General features: G+C 43.7%; 3 protein-coding genes. All 3 read left to right on the top strand.

Annotation, left to right across the window (positions count from 1 at the left end):
• Positions 1-510, top strand: a 510-nt coding sequence (locus G4P69_RS35785) for a cyanobactin maturation protease PatG family protein (protein WP_452039082.1), incomplete at its 5' end; no start/stop codon positions are given.
• A gap of 610 nt (positions 511-1,120) precedes the next feature.
• A complete protein-coding gene (locus tag G4P69_RS35790; protein WP_208341443.1) occupies positions 1,121-3,562 on the top strand; it encodes a tetratricopeptide repeat protein in 2,442 nt (813 codons plus the stop codon).
• 410 nt (positions 3,563-3,972) lie between these two features.
• Positions 3,973-4,173, top strand: a complete 201-nt coding sequence (locus G4P69_RS35795) for a hypothetical protein (protein WP_208341444.1) — start codon at positions 3,973-3,975, stop codon at positions 4,171-4,173.
• Positions 4,174-4,342 lie beyond the last annotated feature (169 nt).

The following is a 4,342-nucleotide window of genomic DNA, read 5'->3' on the forward strand; positions in this document are numbered from 1 at the left end:
TCCATTCCCGGAATCAGCATTGGCAGTGTCAAACTACAGTCAGGGATAACAGTACCCCGAATTGTCCCGACAATTCGGGGGATGTACAGTTGGTCTACTACCGCTTTAATCAGGAGCGTTTTAGGTGAGCGTCCAGCAGATGCAGTCGCACAACAAGATTACGACAATGGAGCCGAAGGGATTCAGAATTTCCTTGATCGCATCTATTATGAACTGCGTAACTTGGGCAAAACACCCCAAGAGCGTGCCATCAACTACGCAGCGACCGATGCCTTCCAATTAGCACAGGTATTCCAACAAGCGGCGAGTGAAAATATGCAACTCGACACCATTGAGGTGGAAAAGAGTCCTTTGTGTCGTCCTGAGTCTGAGTGTTGGGATGTGAAACTCGCATTTTTTGACCCACAAAGACAAAATCAACGCGCTCGTAAGGTGTATCGCTTCACTGTGGATGTTAGTGATGAAGTTCCGGTGACTATTGGTCGTCTTCGTTCTTGGTCTATGTTTTAACTAAATCATTCCATTTACAAACAAAGAGGATATCTCTATGAACATGGCGAAGCACGCCAAGCAAGTACCGCGAATGGTGAGTGCTTGGTAAACTGTCAACTTTAAACAATTAAGGACAACAAAATCATGAATCTTCCAATCCAATCTGCACCAATTTTCAGAGGTCTGAGTGCTTTAACAGTAGAAGCTGGCATCACCCCCTCTGGTACTAATACACAGTGCTGCGGTAGTAATTGTCTGACAAAGTACTGTTTTATCGGTCTATCTGCCAGAGGCTGCGATAGGAATAATAATCCTTACATAGCTTGCATCTGGGAATAATCCTTACGTAGATTGCATCGGCTAAACTACAGCACCCCATTTGATCTCTATGCTTTGGGATTGAGAGATGTTGAATCAAGTGTGAAATTAACTGAGCTTAATTCCAGGAGCAAAGTAGGGTCATAAACTCAAGAACACCATCCCTTATTAGGGGTGGCATTCTTCCTAAAAAATGAACCTATAAGTAGGTCGGCGTAAATAATTATCGTTGGGATAAGGCAGGGGGCAGAAGGAAAAAGGGTTTGAGCCTTGTTTACTTTTCTTTACATAGTTTGTTTGTTTTGTGCTAATGGATACATTAACTACGAAAACAGTTCAACTTTATAATCAGGCTGTTGAACATCATCGGGCTGGAGAACTATCCCAAGCCGAAGTTATTTACAGACAAATACTGGAATTAGATCCAGCACACGCCGATGCTCTCCATCTTCTTGGAACCCTGCAGTTTCAATCTGGTACTCTGCAAGCGGCTTTTGAGTTGATTAACCGCGCCATTGAATTATCTAACAATCAAGCGAGTTACCATTGCAACTTAGGTAATGTTCTTAAGGCTTCTGGAAATCCTGATGCAGCAGAAGCATCATTTCGACGTGCCATTTCACTTGATCCAAAATTAGCGATCGCTCACAATAATCTAGCTTCTTTACTCAGAGAAAGCGGTAAGTTAGCAGAAGCTGTAGACTCCTATCAACAGGCAATTCGCTTAAGTCCAGGCTCTGCCAGACTACACATTAACCTGGGTGAAACTCTAGAAACATTCGGAAAAACACAAGAGGCTCTGGGTTCCTTTGAGAAAGCAGTAGAACTGACACCGGATGATCCTGATGTTCATACTAGGCTCGGTATCGCTCTATTCTCTCAGGGAAAAGATGTTCCTGCGCAAGCTTGCTTTGAGCGTGTAGTTGCACTTACTCCAGATAGCATCCAAGCACGGATTGCTCTGGGGATAATTTTCGGCAATCGTGGGGATTTACAGGGGTCGATTGCTCAATTTCGAGAAGCTGTACGACTTGCACCAGAGTCAGGTGAAGTACACTTGAATCTAGGAGCAACTTTGGTGAGGGCGGGAATTTTAAAAGAAGCAGTTAGCAGTCTGCGACGGGCGATAGAATTAGCACCAGAACTGCCTGAAGCTCACTATAATCTTGGTGTTGCTCTAGGCTCTATCGGTCAGGTAGAAGAAGCACTTTCTGCCTATCAGCAAACTGTTGTACTTAACTCCAACTTTGCACAAGCCCACGCTAATATAGCGTCGCTTTTATGGAACAAGAGCCAATACCAGCAGGCTCTTGAGGCTTGCGATCGCGCTTTATTCATCAACCCAGAACTTGCCGAGGCTTATGTTACAAAAGGCAATATTCTCAAAGACTGGGGCTTAGTCGAAGAGGCGCTGAAGCACTACAGAAAAGCACTATCAATCAATCCAGAACTGGCTGAGGCTTCTGCTAACCTGATTTTTTCCCAGCATTACCTATCGTCGTGCCAATTTGAGGAAGTTCACAAAGATATTGTCGCCTGGAACCAACGCCACAGTAAAGCACTAATTCCCAAAAATGTGCATTTCTCGAATCCGCCCATTTCTGAGCGGCGAATTTCTATTGGCTATGTTTCAGCTAACCTTCGGACTCATCCCGGCGGATTCTTTTTAGGTGCGGTGATTGCCAATCATGACAGGGAAAAGTTCAAGATTTGCTGTTATGTAGATATTGAAAAAGAGGATGAGCATTCTCGCCGAATTAAAGCCAATGTTGACGAGTGGCAGTTAATTCGAGGACTTACTGATGAAGCTCTTGCTGATCGCATTCGTGCTGATGGGATTGATATCCTTGTGGATATGAACCGCTTCACAGGAGGCGGACATTTGCTGGCCTTTGCTCGCAAACCAGCACCGATTCAGGTGACTTGGATGGGAGGGCCGATTATGACTACTGGTTTAGAGACTATAGACTATGTTTTGAGCGATCGCATCCACACACCACCAGAATACGAACAGTTCTTTGTGGAAAAAGTCGTGCGCCTCAACAATGCCTATGCTATCTATCAAGCACCGCCTTATGCACCCCCAGTCAGTTCCCTACCTGCTCTCAACCAGGGGATCATCACTTTCGGTTGCTTCAACTACATAGCAAAGATCCAACGGTTGGCAATTGACCTCTGGGCTGAGATTCTCAAAGAAGTTCCCAATTCCCAAATACTGCTTCAATCTAAAGCTTTCGGACAAGATGAACCGCGCCAACACATTCATACTCTGTTTGCAGATCGGGGAGTTGACCCTTCCAGAATTTTACTGTGTGGTTCGGTGCGTCACAACGAATTGCTAGAGAAATACAACCAGGTAGACATTGCCTTTGATCCATTTCCCTATTCTGGAGGTATAACCACCTGTGAGGCTCTGTGGATGGGAGTTCCTGTGATTGCCATGCCTGGAAATGTCGTCACTGTAAGACATACTATCAGCCATCTGCACAATGCAGGTCTGGATGAGTTGGTCGCCGATACACCCAGCAACTACAAAGCTTTAGCGGTGGAATTAGCATCAGATTTGCCGAGATTAGCTGATCTACGAGCTACTTTGCGCGATCGCATCTCCCATTCTCCACTATGCGATGGGGCGGCGTTCACTCGACAGTTGGAACAAGCATATCAAAAAATGTGGCAAAGCTTGTGTGAAAAACAGAAGCTGACATCTTGCACCCCAGATGAATCAGCCCGATATCCCGCCCAGAACTGAAGTTCCGGGCTAATAGCTTAAGTCCATTGAAATGGACTGAAATCCTTGAGCAGTCCTCTTGAGAGGACTTTAGCTATCAGCCAGCGATTTAAATCGCTGGCTGGCTGGCTGACTCTAAGCGATCTGAGTATGCAAAATTTTATCGAATTATAAGAATTATACAACAAGATAAGTCAGAACAAAATTAGTCACAAGTCAGAAAGAAGTCAGTAAAACTCAGGTTTGAACTCAGTTAGCAGTGGAGTTTGATGAATATATGGGGTTCAAACAGGCAGGCTGAACCTTCTGAAAACAAAGATTGTGAGTCCAAAGATGGCAATCCAATATGTAGCTTAAAAGGAACTAGCTTTGTTGCATTAAACAAAAAAGGAAAATTTAAACCCATAACAAACCACAAACTAGAGGAAATCATGATGCAACCTATTGAAGTTGACAATGCGATCGCACAATTTCAGCCCAGTCAAGTGACTGAATTCGAGTTGAAACAACCGATTTCCCAGTCTTCAGCGATTGGTATTCAGGCTGCAGAAATCAATCAGTTAACAACTATGTCAATGAAAGAAACCCCAATAAGGATTTTTTTCCCGTGTTGCGATCATGGTATAGTGTGATTATGATGTCAACTATAGGAATCCGGTTTAATGCTTGAAATTGTTTGTCTGCACAAACAAAAGGTAAAAAGCAAGACCCAAAAAGATTACAGAAAATTAAGTATACTGAGTTTTTAAATAAATAGAAATCCTATAAATAATAATAACTATGCTAGATAAACCACATTTC

The sequence above is a fragment of the Aetokthonos hydrillicola CCALA 1050 genome, from assembly GCF_017591665.1.
In the GTDB taxonomy this organism is placed as follows: Bacteria; Cyanobacteriota; Cyanobacteriia; order Cyanobacteriales; family Nostocaceae; genus Aetokthonos; species Aetokthonos hydrillicola.